15 protein-coding genes are annotated in these 17,971 nt (G+C 61.9%); 10 read left to right on the top strand and 5 right to left on the bottom strand.

From position 1 onward, the window contains the following. The 7 genes from VGO04_RS16550 to VGO04_RS16520 all read left to right on the top strand — a co-directional run bounded on the left by VGO04_RS16550 (position 1) and on the right by VGO04_RS16520 (position 8,958). On the top strand, positions 1–1,386 hold the full coding sequence (locus VGO04_RS16550) for an aldehyde dehydrogenase family protein (protein ID WP_327497057.1): 1,386 nt from the start codon (positions 1–3) through the stop codon (positions 1,384–1,386). Beyond that, positions 1,383–2,528 (top strand): iron-containing alcohol dehydrogenase, encoded by a 1,146-nt coding sequence (locus tag VGO04_RS16545; protein WP_327497056.1) that lies wholly within the window; start codon positions 1,383–1,385, stop codon positions 2,526–2,528. Before VGO04_RS16550 ends, VGO04_RS16545 begins: the two co-directional genes overlap by 4 nt. 237 nt (positions 2,529–2,765) lie before the next feature. Beyond that, entirely contained in the window at positions 2,766–3,512 is a 747-nt protein-coding gene (locus tag VGO04_RS16540) for a ParA family protein (protein ID WP_327497055.1), read from the top strand. 194 nt (positions 3,513–3,706) lie between these two features. Next, on the top strand, positions 3,707–4,426 hold the full coding sequence (locus VGO04_RS16535; RefSeq protein ID WP_327497054.1) for a ParA family protein: 720 nt from the start codon (positions 3,707–3,709) through the stop codon (positions 4,424–4,426). 379 nt (positions 4,427–4,805) lie between these two features. Then, positions 4,806–6,326 carry a methyl-accepting chemotaxis protein gene (locus tag VGO04_RS16530; RefSeq protein WP_327497053.1) on the top strand — a complete coding sequence of 507 codons (1,521 nt, stop codon included), beginning with the start codon at positions 4,806–4,808 and terminating at the stop codon, positions 6,324–6,326. 293 nt (positions 6,327–6,619) lie between these two features. After that, entirely contained in the window at positions 6,620–8,125 is a 1,506-nt protein-coding gene (locus tag VGO04_RS16525) for an AAA family ATPase (RefSeq protein WP_327497052.1), read from the top strand. Further along, positions 8,122–8,958 carry a hypothetical protein gene (locus VGO04_RS16520; RefSeq protein WP_327497051.1) on the top strand — a complete coding sequence of 279 codons (837 nt, stop codon included), beginning with the start codon at positions 8,122–8,124 and terminating at the stop codon, positions 8,956–8,958. The genes VGO04_RS16525 and VGO04_RS16520 overlap by 4 nt, the downstream gene beginning before the upstream one ends. Before the next feature lie 227 nt (positions 8,959–9,185). Here the strand turns inward: VGO04_RS16520 and VGO04_RS16515 are convergent, their stop codons facing one another. Then, positions 9,186–10,475 (bottom strand): FAD-binding oxidoreductase, encoded by a 1,290-nt coding sequence (locus VGO04_RS16515; RefSeq protein WP_327497050.1) that lies wholly within the window; start codon positions 10,473–10,475, stop codon positions 9,186–9,188. Between the two features lie 386 nt (positions 10,476–10,861). After that, positions 10,862–12,337 carry a L,D-transpeptidase gene (locus VGO04_RS16510; protein WP_327497049.1) on the bottom strand — a complete coding sequence of 492 codons (1,476 nt, stop codon included), beginning with the start codon at positions 12,335–12,337 and terminating at the stop codon, positions 10,862–10,864. Positions 12,338–12,504: 167 nt separating this feature from the next. On the opposite strand from VGO04_RS16510, the gene VGO04_RS16505 reads away from it, so the two are divergent. The 3 genes from VGO04_RS16505 (at position 12,505) to VGO04_RS16495 (ending at position 14,180) form a co-directional block, all read left to right on the top strand. Then, positions 12,505–13,347, top strand: coding sequence for a DUF4432 family protein (locus VGO04_RS16505; protein WP_414650554.1), 843 nt, complete (start codon positions 12,505–12,507; stop codon positions 13,345–13,347). Between the two features lie 77 nt (positions 13,348–13,424). Next, a complete protein-coding gene (locus VGO04_RS16500; RefSeq protein WP_327497047.1) occupies positions 13,425–13,763 on the top strand; it encodes a TIGR01244 family sulfur transferase in 339 nt (112 codons plus the stop codon). 63 nt (positions 13,764–13,826) lie between these two features. Then, positions 13,827–14,180 carry a cupin domain-containing protein gene (locus tag VGO04_RS16495; protein WP_327497046.1) on the top strand — a complete coding sequence of 118 codons (354 nt, stop codon included), beginning with the start codon at positions 13,827–13,829 and terminating at the stop codon, positions 14,178–14,180. A 125-nt stretch (positions 14,181–14,305) separates the two neighbouring features. Here the strand turns inward: VGO04_RS16495 and VGO04_RS16490 are convergent, their stop codons facing one another. From VGO04_RS16490 to VGO04_RS16480, 3 genes are read right to left on the bottom strand one after another with little or no spacing between them, the layout of a single operon-like run. Next, on the bottom strand, positions 14,306–15,952 hold the full coding sequence (locus tag VGO04_RS16490) for a thiamine pyrophosphate-binding protein (RefSeq protein WP_327497045.1): 1,647 nt from the start codon (positions 15,950–15,952) through the stop codon (positions 14,306–14,308). Between the two features lie 45 nt (positions 15,953–15,997). Then, on the bottom strand, positions 15,998–16,951 hold the full coding sequence (locus VGO04_RS16485; protein ID WP_327497044.1) for a DMT family transporter: 954 nt from the start codon (positions 16,949–16,951) through the stop codon (positions 15,998–16,000). Positions 16,952–16,963: 12 nt separating this feature from the next. Next, positions 16,964–17,899: an alpha/beta hydrolase gene (locus tag VGO04_RS16480; protein ID WP_327497043.1), complete on the bottom strand. Its 936-nt coding sequence runs from the start codon at positions 17,897–17,899 to the stop codon at positions 16,964–16,966. Between the last annotated feature and the right edge of the window lie 72 nt (positions 17,900–17,971).

Below are 17,971 nucleotides of genomic sequence, written 5' to 3'. Positions count from 1 at the left end.
ATGAGCATGATCAAGTGCATTTCGCCGGTGAACGGCGAAGTCTACGCAGAGCGCCCGGCGATGCCGCTGGAGCTCGCAAAGCAGGTGGTTTCCCGCGCCCGGCAGGCGCAGAAGGCCTGGGCGCGCCGGCCGCTCGACGAACGCGTCAATCTGGTCCTTGCCGGTGTCGCGCGTCTCAACGAGATGGTCGACGAGGTGGTGCCGGAGATCGCCTGGCAGATGGGCCGGCCGGTGCGCTATGGCGGCGAGTTCAAGGGCTTCAACGAGCGCTCGAACTATGTCGCCTCGATTGCCGCCGATGCGCTGAAGCCGCTGGTGATCGAGGAAAGCGACCGCTTCGAGCGCCGCATCGCCCGCGAGCCGCATGGCGTCGTCTTCGTCGTCGCCCCGTGGAATTATCCCTACATGACCGCGATCAACACGGTCGCACCGGCGCTGATGGCCGGCAACACTGTCATCATCAAGCATGCGAGCCAGACGATCCTCGTCGGCGAGCGCATGGTGCGCGCCTTCGTCGAGGCCGGTGTTCCCGCCGACGTCTTCCAGAATATCTTCCTCGACCATGAGACGACGGCAGCGCTGATTGCCGCCAAGAGCTTCGACTTCGTCAACTTTACCGGCTCGGTCGAAGGTGGACGCTCGATCGAGCGGGCTGCCGCCGGTACCTTCACCGGCCTCGGCCTCGAACTCGGCGGCAAGGATCCGGGCTACGTCATGGAAGACGCCGATCTCGATGCGGCCGTCGATACGCTGATGGATGGCGCCACCTACAATTCGGGCCAGTGCTGCTGCGGCATCGAGCGCATCTATGTGCACGAATCTCTCTACGACGCCTTCGTCGAGAAGTCGGTCGCCTGGGTTTCCAACTACAAGCTCGGCAATCCGCTCGATCCGGAAACGACGCTCGGACCAATGGCCAACAAGCGCTTCGCCGCCACCGTGCGCGAGCAGATCGCCGATGCCATCTCCAAGGGCGCCAAGGCGCTGGTCGATCCGAAGCTGTTCCCGCAGGATGATGGCGGCGCCTATCTCGCGCCGCAGATCCTTGTGAATGTCGACCACTCCATGGCCTTCATGCGCGAAGAAACCTTCGGGCCCGCCGTCGGCATCATGAAGGTGAAGAGCGACAGCCAGGCGATCGAACTGATGAATGACAGCCAATATGGTCTGACCGCCTCGCTCTGGACCAAGGATGCCGAGCGCGCCGCGCGCATCGGCGCCGACATCGAGACCGGCACCGTGTTCATGAACCGCGCCGACTATCTCGACCCAGCGCTCTGCTGGACTGGCGTCAAGGAAACAGGCCGCGGCGGCTCGCTTTCGGTTCTCGGCTTCCAGAACCTTACCCGTCCGAAATCCTACCATCTGAAGAAAGTCACCGCATGACCATCACCGCCAACTGGAGCTATCCGACCGCCCTCAAGTTCGGTGCCGGCCGGATCAAGGAACTCGCCGACCATTGCAAGGCGGCGGGCATGAAGAAGCCGCTTTTGATCACCGACCGGGGCCTGGCGCCGATGGCTATCACGCAGAACGCGCTCGACATCCTCTCGGCCGCCGGTCTTGGCCGGGCGATCTTCGCCGACGTCGACCCGAACCCGAACGACGTCAACCTCGAAGCCGGCGTGAAGGCGTTCAAGGACGGCGGCCATGACGGCGTCGTCGCCTTCGGCGGCGGCTCGGGCCTCGACCTCGGCAAGTGCGTTGCCTTCATGGCCGGCCAGACCCGGCCCGTCTGGGACTTCGAGGACATCGGCGACTGGTGGACACGCGCGAGCGTCGAAGGCATCGCGCCGATCGTCGCCGTGCCGACGACCGCCGGCACCGGCTCCGAGGTTGGCCGCGCCAGCGTCATCACCAACTCGGCGAGCCACGTCAAAAAAGTGATCTTCCATCCGAAGTTCCTGCCGGCAGTGACGATCTGCGATCCGGAACTGACGGTTGGTATGCCCAAGGTGATCACCGCTGGCACCGGCATGGACGCCTTTGCCCATTGCCTGGAAGCCTATTCCTCGCCGTTCTACCATCCGATGTCGGCGGGCATTGCGCTCGAGGGCATGCGCCTCGTCAAGGAATACCTGCCGCGTGCCTATAAGGATGGCACCGACATCGAGGCCCGCGCCAACATGATGAGTGCGGCCGCCATGGGCGCCGTCGCCTTCCAGAAGGGCCTCGGCGCCATCCACTCGCTGTCGCATCCGGTGGGCGCGATCTACAACACCCACCACGGCATGACCAACGCCGTCGTGATGCCGCCGGTGCTGCGCTTCAACCGCCCGGCGATCGAGGACAGAATAGTGCGCGCTGCTGCCTATCTCGGCATTTCCGGTGGCTTTGACGGCTTCTACGACTACGTGCTGAAGCTGCGCGAGGAACTCGGCGTTCCCGATAAGCTCTCCGCACTTGGCGTCGGCACCGACCGGATCGACGAGATGTCGGAAATGGCGATCGTCGACCCGACAGCCGGTGGCAACCCGGTCGAGCTGACTCTCGATGCGGCCAAGAAGCTCTTCCGCGAGTGCATCTGATCTCGCTTCCGGCGCCCTGATTGCTCAGGGCGCCGGCTCTTTCGTACGTTGGTTACTCCAAAAGTACCACTTGCCATTGCAGACGATTCGTCGCCTAATTGTCATGGAACTGTCACGAATTGGTTCCGTGGAACGCGATCTTCACGCTTCGTTTACCCCGATCTGAAACGCTTCCATTAGAGTGCGCGTATGTATTCGGCCGCAAGGTTTTGCGGCCGTGGCGAGTAGGGTCGACCGATGGCGATTATTTCCCTCGCAAATGCGAAGGGGGGCGCGGGCAAGACGACGGCAGCCTTGCTGCTTGCCTGTGAGTTCGCCCGGCGCGGCGACCGTGTCGCGGTTCTCGATTGCGATCAACTTGCCTGCATGACCGACTGGTTCGGTCATGGTCGCAGCGACAGCAATCTTTCCGTTGTATCAGGAGTTTCGACCGGTACGCTCAGCGACCACCTCCGACGCCTGCGTGGCCAGGTCGAGCATGTGGTCATCGACCTCTCGGGCGCGGCGGATGTGCTCGTCGCGCTTGCAATCGGCCTCTCCGACCTGACGCTGATCCCGGTGCAGGGCTGCGTCATGGACGCGCGCGGCGCGATACAGGTACTTGATCTCATCCGCTACATCGAGAATAACGCGCGCGCCAACATCAACCACGCCGTGCTTCTGACGCGGGTGAACCCGATCGTGACGACGCGGGCGATGCGAAAGGTCAAGCTGCTGCTCGCCGAGAGCCGCATCCGGCTCGTCGATACGCCGCTCGTCGAGCGCACCGCCTTCCGCGAACTGTTCGAACAGGGCGACACGCTCTATTCGCTTGATCCCGCGAAGGTCAGCAACCTTTTGAAGGCGCAGGTCAACGCCCGCGAATTTGCCGACGACGTGCTCCGGCTGCTTGATCCGCCGGGCGAGGCGACGCCGCACGGGCCGTTTTCGTCCATGTGCTACCGCACGCGACGGGACGCGGAGCCGGTTGTAGCGCGAGCCTGAACATCCTGCTTTTCAAGATCTTTTCGGCCTGTTCCCCTGCACTTGAAGGGGATGCCGGGAGGGACGGACTGTCAGGTTTGACGTCCGGTCGTTACCATTTCGTTAACCATCTTCTGTAAGGTTTCGTTAAGAAGCGAAGCACCGGCCCTGGCCGAATGGTTCGCGCGGTAACATGCACAGAATTGGGGAATATCATGGCGGTCATCACTTTCGCCAATGCGAAGGGCGGCGCGGGCAAGACGACGGCGGCGCTGATCCTGTCGACGGAGCTGGCGCGGCAGGGACACCGGGTGGTGGTTCTCGATGCCGACCCGCAGCGCTGGATCACCAGCTGGGCCGAGACCTCCGGCCATATCGCCAACCTCACGGTCATTTCGCACATCACGCCCGGCTCGCTGGAGTGTCATATCCGCGAGGCGAAGGACGAGGCGGATTACATCGTCATCGATCTCGCGGGCGCCAAGGACCAGATCGTCGCGCTGGCGCTGGCCATCTCCGACCAGGTGCTGATCCCGGTGCAGGGCTGCGCCATGGACGCCAAGGGTGCCGCGCAGATCCTTGAACTGATCCGCCAGATCCAGGATCGCTCGGGCCTCAAGATCAGCCATTCGGTTGTGCTTACCCGCGTCAATTCGCTGGTCACCACCCGCGCGCTGCAGACCATCAAGGCGATGCTTGCCGAACGCGGCGTTTCCGTGCTCGATACCCCGATCGTCGAGCGCGCTGCCTATCGCGAAATTTTCGAGTGCGGCGGAACGCTGCACGCCATGGATCCCGCCCGCGTCAGCAATCTCGACAAGGCCTGCGAGAATGCGGCGGCGCTCGCCCGCGAAGTGCAGGCGCTGATGCCGGTGAAGACGCGCCGCTCCTGGGCAGCCCGCATGCCATCCTGGGCGTCGCGCCGCGCGGCGTGATGTTTCGACGCAGGCAGGCAGCTGTCGGCAACGCCAGCTCGGAAAAGTCCCGCTCGCAGCCCGTTCGTGGCTGCCATAACCTATTGAAATAGCGCGATTTTATTCCAGAGATCGCACGTCGCTTTTGTTGCATTGTTGCGGCTCAACCGGAATTGACGTTCGTCAGTTCCGGTTGAATCCTGTTTCAGCCTTCGCGAATTGGCTGTCGCCCGTAAGGCTTCCTTTACCCTGTGCTCTTAACTGTGCGGTTGGACGCAGCTAGCCCTTGCCATTAGAGCAGAAGGCAAAGCGGCCGCCATGATTGCGGCCACGATCTCCGACGCCTTGCGCCGTCGATCCTGTCTCCATGATTCATATAAAGCATGCAGGGAAGTCGCGCATGAAGACGGAACAAACCGCAGCCGGAACACAGGATGTTGCCGGTCGTCTGAATTTCATGGCGCTCGATGACGCCGCCAGAACAAGCCTCAAGGCGCTGAAGCCGATCCTGGAAAAGGAACTGAAGCCGGCGCTCGACACGTTCTACGAAAAGGTGAAGGCGACGCCTGAGACGAAGCGCTTCTTTTCCTCAGACGCGCATATCGACCGCGCCAAGGGTGCGCAGGTCGGCCACTGGGCCAACATTGCCGACGCCAATTTCAATGAAGACTACAGCGCCAAGGTGCGCACCATCGGCCAGGTGCACGCGCGCATCGGTCTTGAGCCGCGCTGGTACATTGGCGGCTATGCGCTGATTGCCGAGCACCTGATCACCGAAATCGTCAGGGCGCATTGGCCGAAGGCCGGGCTGCTCTCGCGCAAGGGTACCTCTGCCGAGGACATGGGCGCGATGCTGTCGAGCCTGATCAAGGGCGTGTTCCTCGACATGGACCTGTCGATTTCCGTCTATATGGACGCATCCGACGTCACCAAGCAGCGCGCCGTGCAGGAAGAAGTGCTGGCGGCCGAGCGGGCCTTGATCAGCAAGACCTTCGGCGCCGCCTTGAAGAAGATTGCCGACGGCGACCTGACGGCCCGCATCGGTGCGGACCTGCCTGTCGCCTACCAGGAGCTCGGCGAGAACTTCAATCACGCGATCGGCGAGCTTTCGCGCGCGATCGGCGGCATCGAGGCCGGCGCCAGCCAGATCCACACCAGCGCCAAGGAAATTGCAGCGGCCGCGGACGATCTCGCCCGTCGCACCGAGCGGCAGGCGGCCAACCTTGAGGAAACCGCGGCTGCCGTCGAGCAGGTGACGCGCACCGTCAAGCAGACCGCCGAAGGCGCCAACCAGGCGAATTCGACGGTGATTGCCGCGCGCGCCAATGCCGAACAGAGCGGGGAGATCGTCAGCCACGCGATCGAGGTGATGCAGGAGATCCAGACATCTTCGGCAAGCATCGCCCGCATCGTCGACGTCATCGACGAGATCGCCTTCCAGACCAATCTGCTTGCGCTCAATGCCGGCATCGAGGCGGCGCGTGCCGGCGAGGCGGGCAGGGGCTTTGCGGTCGTTGCCTCCGAGGTCCGCGCGCTCGCCCAGCGCTGCGCCGACGCGGCCAAGGACATCCAGGGTCTGATCGCCAAGTCGCGCGGCCAGGTGGACGATGGTGTCAACTCGGTCAACCAGGTCGCCCAGTCGCTGCAGCAGATCGTCGCCCAGGTGGTCGAAGTCAGCTCCGTCTTCGGCGCTATCCGCGCGAGCACCGCCGAACAGGCAACCGGCCTGCAGGAGGTCAACACCGCCATCACCCAGATGGACCAGATCACCCAGCAGAACGCCGCCATGGTCGAGCAGGCGAATGCCGCAAGCCAGGCGCTGACGGGCGAAGCTGAGACGATCGCCACGCGGCTTAGGGCGTTCCGGACGTCAGGGCAGGTACAGGTGAATGCCGGCTCGGGTTACCGCGCGGCGGCGTAACTGCTGCTTGCTTCGGAGATATGACGCCTCGGGTCAGGGATGATCCGGGGCGTTTTCGGTTTGGAGGTAGGAAGGGCTGCGTACTTGGGACAGATCCGTCGCAAGGCAAGAAGCGGTCACCGCGGCTCTCACCAAATCTATTGTCCTGTAGCGAAAATGTATCAGCGAACAAACGGCATTTTTCAACTTCTACAAGAGACTAAGTTGGGCTGTTAACAGTCTGGTGGCTAAGGTCGACCTTTAAACCCGCGCTAACAACTTCATATACGACTAATTGCTCAACAGGGCTTCCGATGGCTACCTCCCCAAAATTGGATTTTATCTCGCTCTCATACGACAAGAAAATTCCCGAAGGCCTAAAGAACACATTCGTCGTCCAGGGCGACAACTGGGACGACTATGGTAGCAAGGTGCGTTTCGGCCTTTTCTGGTTCGATGAAGACGGCGAGAAGAAGAGAGTTGGTACGACTAAGATTCTCCACGGCTCTGAGGAGAAGGCGGCTTGGGTTGTCGATAATAGCACCACCCTCCCGGCTCAGTTCAGCTCTGACATCGGATCGGACTTCATTTCATTGGGCCAATCCAAGGCTTACTATGTTTGGATGCATGACACTTTTGGCGACGACGCACACGAGGTGCTATCCGCGTTGCGTGACATTGCGATCATGCCCGGCCTCGCCGGACGGTTCGAGACATCGACTATTTTCCGAAACGGCATGATGCGCGAAAATGTGGCGTGGAGGTCGCGGCAGTTCGGGAGTGCTTGGTCGTTAGGAGACGACCCCATCGAAGAGCCATCCTTCGCTTATACTTGTCTGCCATCCGGCGATGAACAGTCGTTCCTAATCGAGTTCGATTTCTCCGTACGCGATATACTGCCTGGCCGCGTCGTCGGCGTCGTTGGTCGCAATGCGGTCGGAAAGACGCGTTTCCTCGCGCAGTTAAGCGCCGACCTCACTCAGTCCAGACAGGTTTCGGCTGCGACAGTCGAAGAACGCAAGCGGAGGTTTCCTAACGGGCAGCCGCTCTTCACAAGAGTATTAGCGGTATCTTACAGTGCATTCGACCGCTTTCGTCGACCGATCGCCCATGCCGAGAGCAGTTACGTCTATTGTGGTATTCGCGATGAAAAAGGGAACCTTTCTCAAACTGGATTGCAGCGTAGCTTTCACAACAATAAAGCCCGGGTCCGCGATCTGCGACGAGATAGCGAATGGGTAGGATACATCGCAGCGATTCTCGGGGAAGCAAGTGACCTCAGTGAAACGGATTTGCGGCGCGAGATTGACAGTGATTTAGAGGACAGTGAAATGCTTGGGCGGCTGAGCTCGGGGCAAGCTATTCTCTGTCATTTTGTAACCGGCTTGCTCGCATGGCTACAACCCGAAAGTCTGGTTCTGTTCGACGAGCCGGAGACACACCTTCATCCAAACGCTGTCGCCAACCTCTTCGTAGTCCTAACCAACATCCTCCGTCAGCATAAATCTTATGCCATCGTGGCCACTCACTCACCCATTGTGATTCAAGAAATTCCGTCAAAGAGGGTCATGCAATTTACGCGAGAAGACGGTGTAACGTACGCTGCCCCTCTTGAGTTTGAGAGCTTCGGCGAAAGCGTGGCGGAACTGACGGAGCATGTGTTTAAGACGCAGGAAGCAGAGAGTTTATATCGAGATGTGCTTAACAAGATAGCAAAGACTGTGACGCTGGAAGAGGCGCTCGAACTGTTCACAAATCGTCTTAGCATGAACGCTAAATCCTACCTGCTTGCCCGCTACGCCAAGGATGTCAAGCAGTGAAGAGCCTGACCCCTGTCGCTCGCCCGCCGGAATACATCGATATATTCGAGAAAATTCGCGACAATAAGAAAAGAGTGGCAAAAGCTGCGCTGATCGGCGCTCAAGCCGCTATCCGGAGTCGTTTCATCTATTACGAGATTTGTTTTGCGGCAAACACACTGCAAGGCATCCCGTCATCTACGCTCGCGCCCGTCAAGGCGGAATTACGCTCTTGTTATGGACCCAACAAGGGCATGAGGGCTCTTCAGGAGGCAATCAAAGCCGCGCAGCCAAGGGGCCGACTCTTGTGGTGTCCATATTGCGGAGCAACTACTCCGGGAAGTCACGATCATTATCTGCCAGCGGAGAAGTTCCCGGAATTCTCGGCGCATGCTCTCAATTTGATTCCGTCGTGTACCCGGTGCAACTCCATCAAGGATGATGACTGGCTTTGTAATGGAGCGAGGGAATACATTCATTTCTACCGAGACGCGATACCGGATGTACCTTTTCTCACGGTCGATATAACTTCCAACGCGCCCGTCCAAGCGCTTGCGGCAACTTTCGCCATTCAGCAGGCCGGCATGAATGCCGAGTCATGGGCGCTTTTGGAAGCGCATTTTCGAAAGCTCAGACTGATCGAACTCTACGACTCCTATTCAAACGATCTGATCAATACAGTGCTCAGAAGCGCACGTTCGTATCTTAATGCGGGTGGCGCCAACCCGGCCGCATTTCTTGCTAGCGAGGCACACGAAAATGCCGAGCTCTACGGACAGTATAGTTGGCGCGCCGTACTACTGCGCGAGATGAGCACCCATCTCGATCTTAATCAATGGATACAATGGCTGTAACCATTCTGACGCGCTTTAGCGCGAGTGAGAAATGGCGAGATTTGACTTCAATCGATGTAGCAAGTGGGGCAAGCGTCAAATCACTCGGTGCGAACATATCGTTCTCTTTCGGCCGAGAGCGCTCACCCCGCTTTCTTGCAGTATCATCTTGGTCCTGTTCGGGCCGGCCCAGAGTAGTCGCCGGACAGAGCGGACTAGGTAGCGAGGCCGACGTCCTCCTTACCCCCTCAGAACCGCCGGTCGATGAAATGCTTGGCCTGGGCGCCTGCATGATAGAACGCCGACTTCACGCCGCGCCATGTATCCGGCGTAACCGGCGTTTCCGCAAGCGGGATCGCTGAAGCCTCGCCGGTGACGTGATTTGCCAGGGCGCGGCCGAAGACGGTGCCAGGGGCGATGCCGCGGCCGTTGTAGCCGCTGACGGAGACGACGTCGGGGGCGAGCGTGTGCATCGCCGGCAGGTTGTTGGTGGTCATGCCGATGCGACCGTCCCACCAGTATTCGAAGCGGAAATCGCCGAGGAACGGGAAGAGCTTGCGCAGCGAGCGGGCGGCAAAGGCGCGGTGCGTGCCTTCAGCGAGCGCGTCGAGCCTGCCGATCGAGCCGAAGATCAGCCGGTTCTGCTGGTCCATGCGGAACGAGGTCATGACGAGGCCGGTGTCCCACGTGCCCTGGCGCTCCGGCAGGATGCGGCTTGCAACCTGTTCCGGCAGCGGATTGGTGGCGAACTGGAAATAGGGCAGGATCGTCAGTTCCTGCGTATGCGCCTGCCAGGGGCTTTTGGCGAAAAGGCCGCCATAGGCGTTGGTGGCAAGGATGACCTTCTTGGCCCGCACGGTGCGATTGCCAGCCTTCAGTACCCAGCTGTCGCCCTGGCGCTCGGCGCCGGTCAGTGGCGTGTCGGTGTAGATCTCGGCGCCGGCGGCAAGGGCGGCGCGGGCAAGGCCGCGGGCATAGGCGAGCGGCTGGATGGTGCCAGCGCGGCGGTCGAGCAGGGCGCCGGAGAAACCTTCGGCGCCGGTCAGCGCATGGGCGCGTTCGGCCGACAGCGCCTCGACGGGGGCGCCTCGCTTTTGCCATTGCGCTTCGCGATCCTTGATCTCGGTGACGCCCTCGCTGCCGACGGCCATGTGCAAGGTGCCGTTGCGCACCGCCTCGCAAGCGATGCCGTGCTTTTCGACCAGCGCGTAGACCATGGACGGGCCATCGCCGAGCTCGGTGAGCAGCCGGTTGCCGGCGTCTGAGCCCAGCGTCGAGATAAGGTCGTCGGGCTTTACCCACATGCCGGCATTGACGAGGCCGACATTGCGGCCGGAGCCGCCGAAGCCGATCATCTTGGCTTCGATGACCGTTGCCTTCACGCCTTTTTCGGCGAGGTGAAGGGCGGCCGACAGGCCGGTAAAGCCGCCGCCGATGATGGCGACATCGGTCGAAAGATCGGCCGCAAGGGGTCTGGTTTCGGGCGCGGCCGGTGCCGTCGCATGCCAGAGATTGGGCAGGGTGCGCTCCGTCGCCATTGCGGCCATCCTTCAAAGTGCGGCCGCATGTCGGCCATTGTCATTGAGATATCCGGTGATAGCCGATTGCCCGGAAAATTCTCATGACAATGTTTCATGAAGTCATGATGGAAGGCGGGTGGGGACGGTTTTGCGCGGAGGCTTGAAAAAGAACCGCAGCTGGGTCGTCGGCAGCTGCGGTCTTTTAAAATGCATACGTCTGAAAAGGATTTGCCGAACGACGGGCGCCGGCGCAAAGACATTTAACAAGGGTGCCTTGTCGTGGATGGTCAACCAGGCACGTCCATCATCTATGCTGCAGGCGCGAAGTCACTCACCCAATTGGGGGAAACCTCGAAAAAAATCCTCGAAAAACAACGCTTCGGTTAACGAGCGGCCGGGTACGGTCAGTCGACGAACTCGACCGTAACCCCGGCGCTCACCATCTTGGCAAGTTCGGTCGCGTCCCAGTTGGTCAGGCGCACGCAGCCGTGGCTCTGGGTCTTACCAATCTTCGACGGTTCCGGCGTGCCGTGAATGCCGTAGGTCGGCTTCGAAAGCGCGATCCAGACGGTCCCTACAGGTCCGTTCGGGCCCGGCTGCAGGGTCAGCACCTTGTCGTTGTTGCCCTGCTTGAAGTTGATCTTCGGATTGTAAGTGTAACCCGGATTGAGTGCGATGCGCTCGACATTGACCGTTCCCGAGGGCGACGGCGTGTCGGACGAGCCGATGGTTGCCGGATAGGCGGCAATCAGCTTGCCGGCTTCGTCATAGGCAAGAACCTGCTTGCGGCCCTTGTCGGCGAGGATGCGGGCGACCTTGCCGGTCTTGTTGGCGCCGGGGTTGATCACCTTGATGATCGTGCCGGGGATGGTGAAATCGACGCCCGGATTGAGCTCGCGCAGATAGGCCTCGTCCATATGGAACTTCTCGCCGAGCATTTCCGTCGTCGAGGTAAAGGACATGTGCGGAAGCTGCGCCTTGTGGGCGTAATCCTCGGGAATTGACGCCACATAGGGGCCGGCGGCGTCGGCAGCCGTGATCGTGTAGCTGGTGATCGGCATGCCGCCGCTCATGCGCAGCCGCTCGAGAATGTCGTCGGTGTTGTTCGGGTCGAGCGTTTCGCCCGTCGACTGCTGCCAGGCTTCGATCGCCTTGGTGACGTTCGAGCCCATCTTGCCGTCGATGACGCCTGGCGAGAAGCCTTCGCGGTCGAGGAAGACCTGAAGTGCTGTGATTTCGGCGCGCGACTTCGACTTGACCGAGATTGCCGGCGGCATCGACGGGCCGGCCGGGCTGCTGACGTTTGGATCGATCGAGGCTTCCTCAGTACCGTCGATCAGGCCCGGCAGGCTGTTTGGCAGCTCGTTGCCGTCGGTCGACGGTGGCACGACATCGCGATAGTCGGGGATCGAGCCGGTGGTGACCTCGCCGGGTTCGGAATAGCCGTATTCGGGCTCGGAATAACCATAGCCGCGGTCGCGGTTGCGCGGGCGCTGGTTCGAATAGATGTCGACGTCGCCCTGGCGGCGGTAGCCGCCGTTGTCCGTTTGGCGCTGGCCGCCATAGCCGTCCCGGCGGTTGCGATTGGGCACCACGGTTGCCACCACGTTGCCCCAGCTGTCGATGAGCAGCGTGCGGCCGCGGCTGTCGCGCATGGTCTGCACTTCGTCGGCACCCGGCACATAGTCGAGGATTTCGCCGTTGGGCGTCACCAGCATGACGTCGTCGCCATAGCGGTTATAGCCGCGATAGTCCTGCGCGAAAGCTGCCGTCAGATCCACGGCGAGAAAGCCGGCTGCGGCGAGGAGCGAGAGGCCTGTGCGGGTCGCTGACGTCACGGGTAAACCTGTTTTCATGGTGGTAGATCTGGCGCGGTACATTTGGATTTCGACGTTAATGTGAAAAAAATGAATTCATCATGAACAAGCGGTTAAATTCTATCTATGTGGCACGGCCGGCGGGTTCAACCGATGAATTGTGTCTATCCTCGGGTATCATCTCTTTGTGATTGCAGTGATTCTGCGGCCGATTTGAGGAAGGGGACATGCTGAGAACGCTCGAAGAACCCACCGACAGGCAAGAGAATCACGTGCTGTTCGACCGTCTGTCGGCGCTCGACATTGCCGTCTTCGTCGTCGACGGCGTCGACCTTTCGCCGGGCGCGGCAATCCCATCCGATGGTGACCCGCGGATCGACCGGGCGCTTGCCGGCTTCCTCTTTACCTGCGGACCGGACCATATCCGCCATCCGGAGCCGATCGACGGCGGTGCGGACGGCGCTCGCTATCCCTTGCACGGCTCGCTTGCCGGAACGCCAGTCAGCCACACCGAGATGGGCGAGGGCGGCAACGAATGCACGGCGACGATCGACGTGGCGCTTGCGGATGGCGGGCAGGCTCGGGTCGAGCGGCGCTGGCGGATCGATGGCGAGGGCCAAGAGGTCGTGCTTGAGGATCGCGTCGTCAATGTCGGAACCTCCGCCTTTCCGCCTGCCATGATGTATCACCTCAACATTGCCGGGCGGTTGCTCGGGCCGGACGCCCGCATCCTCAGTGCATCGATCGAGAACGGCGCGCGCGCCTGGCGTTTCGGCGAGGGGGAGAGCGCGCATTTCTGTGTTCCGGCGGCGGTCGGTCGCGATGGGTGGTCGCAGGTGACGCTGGCAAACCTTGCCGGCCTCGGCGGGCGCGACCTTCGGGTGCGTTTTCGCGCCGACACGCTTCCATTCCTGCAGATGTGGCGCTGCCAGCGCGGCGAGGCGGATGTGATCAGCATCGAGCCGGTGTCGCACCGCATCGCCAAGAGGCCGGAGCTTGCGGAAAGGGGAGAGCTGGTGCCGCTTTCGCCGGGTGAGGCGCAGAGCTACGCGATCGCCTTTGCCGTGGTGTGAGCCGTGGCTTTTGAATTGACGGAAGATAAGGCTGCGCCTACATCAGTGGCCACCACATTTCCTTGAGGAAGACGACTATGGACATCCGCCAGATCAACGACGAATACTCGGTCACCGGCCAGATCAGCGTCGAGGATCTCGACCAGATCAAGGCGCTCGGCTTCAAGTCCATCGTCTGCCACCGCCCGGATTTCGAGGCACCGGACCAGCCGACCTTTGATTCCATCGCCGCGCGCGCCGAGGAACTCGGCATCGAGACCAAGCACATCCCCGTCGGCCCGATGGGCGTGACGGCAGACGCAGTGACCAGCATGGTCGACGCGCTCGACGAGTTCCAGCGGCCGATGCTCGGCTACTGCCGCTCGGGCGCCCGCTCGACCGCCGTCTACCAGCAGACCCAGCATATTCGCGGCTGAGCCCACGCGAACCTTTCGCTCTCGCGCTCGGCCGTCTGTTCCATCTGACAGTGGAGGATCGGCATGGCCGAAGCGTATCTCATTCCGCGCGAGCAATGGGCGGATGAGCCCGAAGTCTGGAAGGGCGAATTCGAGGGCGGCGCCTATGGCGCCGGCGTCTCGGTGATCTTTGTTTCCACGGACGAGATCGGCTACGGGCCGAAGCTGCACCGCCATCCCTATCCCGAAACCTTCATCGTTCGCGTGGGTCGCGCCCGCTTTACCGTCGGCGATCGCGTCATCGACGCCGAAGCCGGCCAGATCGTCGTGGCGCCGGCGAATGTGCCGCACAAGTTCGAGAACCTCGGGCCGGGCCGGCTGGAGACGACCGACCTGCACGAGGCTGGCTCGTTTTCGACGGAGTGGCTGGAAGAATAGGACGACCGCCGCACTTCGTAGCGTCGTAGCAAGGGACAAAACAAACTACTCAACAGCCCGGTAAACACAGTTGCCAGCCACGGCGCGTCTGCGCCGTGATTGAACCCGTCTCAAGCCAAACCTGCTCAGCCTGCCCTGATCTCGCTCAGCGTGCGCGTCGGCGTGATCGCTTCCGGGTCGAGCTTGATCTCGATGATCGACGGCTTGCCGCTGGCGCGGGCGCGCAGGAACGCGTCGGCAAACTCTTCCGTTTTCTCGACCGTCTCGCCGTGGCCGCCATAGGCGCGGGCGAGCGCTGCAAAATCCGGGTTGGTGAGATCGGTGGCGCTGACGCGGCCGGGGTAATCACGCTCCTGGTGCATGCGGATCGTACCGTAGATGCCGTTGTTGACGACGACGGTGATGATCGGCAGGCGGTAGCGCACGGCCGTTGCGAACTCCTGTCCGTGCATCAGGAAACAGCCGTCGCCGGCAAAGCAGATGACTTCGCGATCGGGATGCAGCTGCTTGGCAGCAACCGCCGCCGGCAGGCCGTAGCCCATCGAACCTGAAGCAGGGGCTGCTTGCGTGGCAAAGCGGCGGAAGCGATGGAAGCGGTGGACCCAGGTGGCGTAGTTGCCGGCGCCGTTGGTGAAGATCGCGTCCTCAGGCACGTTCGCCTCGATCCAATTCATGATCGGGCCCATCTGCACCGCACCCGGTCCGGTCTCCGGTGGCGTCGACCATTTGAGATAGGCGGCGTGCATGACTTCCGTGCGTCCTGCCCAGACGGGTTCGCCTGCGGGCGCAAGGCCTTCGAGTGCTGCGACGAAGTCGCGCGGGCTTGCGGCGATCGCCAGTTCCGGCCGGTAGACGCGGCCGAGCTCGGAACTGTCGGGATGCACATGCACCAGCGTCTGGCTCGGATAGGGGCTGTCCAGAAGCGTGTAGCCGGAGGAGGGCATTTCGGAGAAACGGCCACCGAGAAGCAGGACGAGATCGGCCTCCTTGATCTCTTTTGCGAGAGCCGGGTTGATGCCGATGCCGACATCGCCGGCGTAACTCGGATGCAGATGATCAAACAGCATCTGGCGGCGGAAGGAGCAGCCGACCGGCAGCTTCCAGCGCTCGGCAAAATGCTGGAACTGAGCGACGCTCTCAGCCGTCCAGCGGGTGCCGCCAAGGATGGCGATCGGTCGCTTGGCGTTTTCGAGCATCTCGCCGAGGCGCTTGACCTGTGCTGCGCCAGGATGTCCCTCGACCGGCTGGTAAGCCTTCGCGGCCGGGGCTTCGGCGCTGCGCGTCAGCATATCCTCTGGCAGCGTCAGCACGACCGGGCCGGGTCGGCCTGACGTGGCGACCGCAAAGGCGCGCGTGACGAATTCGGGAATGCGCGCGGGGTCGTCGATCTCGCCCACCCATTTGGCGACCTCGGTGAAGGCGCGGCGGTATTCGATCTCCTGGAAGGCCTCGCGCTCGCGCGCCTCGCTCTGCACCTGTCCGATGAAGAGGATCATCGGGATCGAATCCTGCTTTGCGACGTGGAGGCCCGCCGAAGCGTTGGTGGCCCCGGGGCCGCGCGTCACCATGCAGATACCTGGCTCGCCTGTCAGCCGTCCCCAGGCGTCGGCCATCATCGCCGCACCACCCTCCTGGCGGCAGACGAGCACGTCGATGTCGGTGTCGTAAAGCGCGTCGAGCACGGCCAGATAGCTTTCGCCCGGCACGCAGGCGATGCGCTTGACGCCGTTGGCGACGAGCGCATCGACGATGAGCTGACCTCCAGTTTTCATTTTCTTCCTCCCGTTGGTCTTTCTTTTGTTCTTGGATCGCCCGCGTCAGATCGCGGGCGACACCTGTGCGACGCTCGTGTCCTTGTGCAGCCGGCGTTCGCGCCAGATGATGTAGAGTCCGGAACCGATGATGATGGTGATGCCGAGCCATTTCAGCGCATCCGACAGATCGCCAAACACCAGCCAGCCGAAGATCGTCGCCGAGACGATTTCGAGATATTGCAGCGGCGCCAGCACCGAGGCAGGTGCTGCGCGATAGGCGTAGACGCCAAGCACGCCGGAGATGGTGGCCGTGACGCCGACGCCGAGCAGGTAATACCAGGTGGCGCCTTCGGGCCAGACCGGATCAAAGACACTGGAGCCGGTGCCTTCGCCGAAATAGAGCAGCACCAGGCAAAAGAGGCCGCCCCAGATGCCGGCGTGAAACTGCATCGACCAGGGGTCCTCGTTCTGCGCCACCATGCGGGTGACGAGCAGGAACACGGCAAGGCCAAAGGCGGCGACGACAGGCAGGAGAGCGATCCACCCGACCTCCTGCATGCTCGGCTGGATGACGAGGAGCGCGCCGAAGAAGCCGACGCCGCAGGCGGTGTAGCGCCGCCAGCCGATGGTCTCCTTCAGGAAGATGCTGCCGAGGATCGTCAGAATGATCGGCTCGACGAAGAAGATCGCAATCGCGTCGGCGACCTCCATCACCTTCAGCGTGGTAATGAAGGAGAGCATGGTGACGACGAGCAGGCCGCCACGCAGCGCGTGGAGCGCGGTCTTCTTCCAGGTGAGATCGAAAAGGCTGCCACGGAAAAGCACGATCGGCAGGATGAAGACGACCTGGAGCAGGAAGCGGACGGCGGTGATTTCGGCCGAAGGGACCTGCGCAATCGCGAGTTTGGCGAATATGTCGATCAACGGCGAGAGCAGCACCGAGATCACCATCAGCGTCAGGCCGAAGGAGATGCGGTTGTGATCGGAGGCGATCTTGGAGAGGGGCATGTCGGCCATCAGGACTACCGGTCAGCGCTTCTTTGCGACGGCGCGAAGGCACCAGGCGGCAAAATCCGCAGTCGCCTTTTCTCGGCCAAGCTCATTCAGGGTTTCGTGGCGCATGCCATCATAGACGGTGACGGTGACATCGCTCATGCCGGCTCTCTGCATCGTCTTGCCGAGCCAGCTGACGGCGTTGCCCATCTCAGTCGATGGGTCGGCGCTGCCGCCGACCAGGTGAACGGGCAGGTCCTTCTTGAGGCGTTCCAGCCGATCGGGCCGGGCGCCTGCAAAGGATAGCCGGAAAAGATCGAGCCAAAGCGATACGGTCGCGTCGAAACCGCAGAGCGGATCGGCGGCATATTTCGCGACCTCTGCGTCGTCGCGCGAGAGCCAGTCAAGATCGGTCTTGCGATCCTTGATCGCCCCGCCCCACATGCCGAAAGTGAGCTTCGTCAGAAGCGGGCTCGGCACGTCGGAGCCTTTCAGGGCCTTTTCGATCTTCAGGATCATCTGCCCGCCGCGACCGGCAAGGCCGGGGCGGAAATTGGAGTTCCAGACGGCAAGCGCATCGTAAAGACCAGGGTCGGTCTCGGCGGCGTTGAGCGCAATCAGCCCGCCCATGGAGTGGCCGAAGAGGATCACCGGAAGACCGGGATGGGTCGCGATGGCGATGTCGCGAACGGCCCTGATGTCGGCGAAGATCTTGTCGAGGCCGTCACGGTTTGAAAACATGCCGAGCGGCGCATCGGGGGCGCGGGTTGCGCCATGGCCGCGATGGTCGTGGGCATAGACGTGGAAGCCGTGGCCGGCCATCGCCTCGGCAAAGCGCTGATAGCGGCCCGAATGTTCGGCCAGGCCATGGCTCAAGAGAAGGATGCCGCGAGCGTCGGTGGATGCCGGAACGTGGCGCCAGCTCAAGGTGGCGCCGGTCGGGCTCTGATGCGTGTTCACCTGCCCGAACATCTTTTCTCCCGGCAACAATCTCGACAGACCAACGCGATTTCAAATCGATTTGTGTCGGAAAGGCAATCGCCG

Origin of the sequence: Ensifer sp. (assembly GCF_035999185.1) — a bacterium.
Classification (GTDB): Bacteria; Pseudomonadota; Alphaproteobacteria; order Rhizobiales; family Rhizobiaceae; genus Ensifer.
Note: the sequence above shows the minus strand (reverse complement) of the source record. Positions and strands in the feature narration are given on the sequence as shown.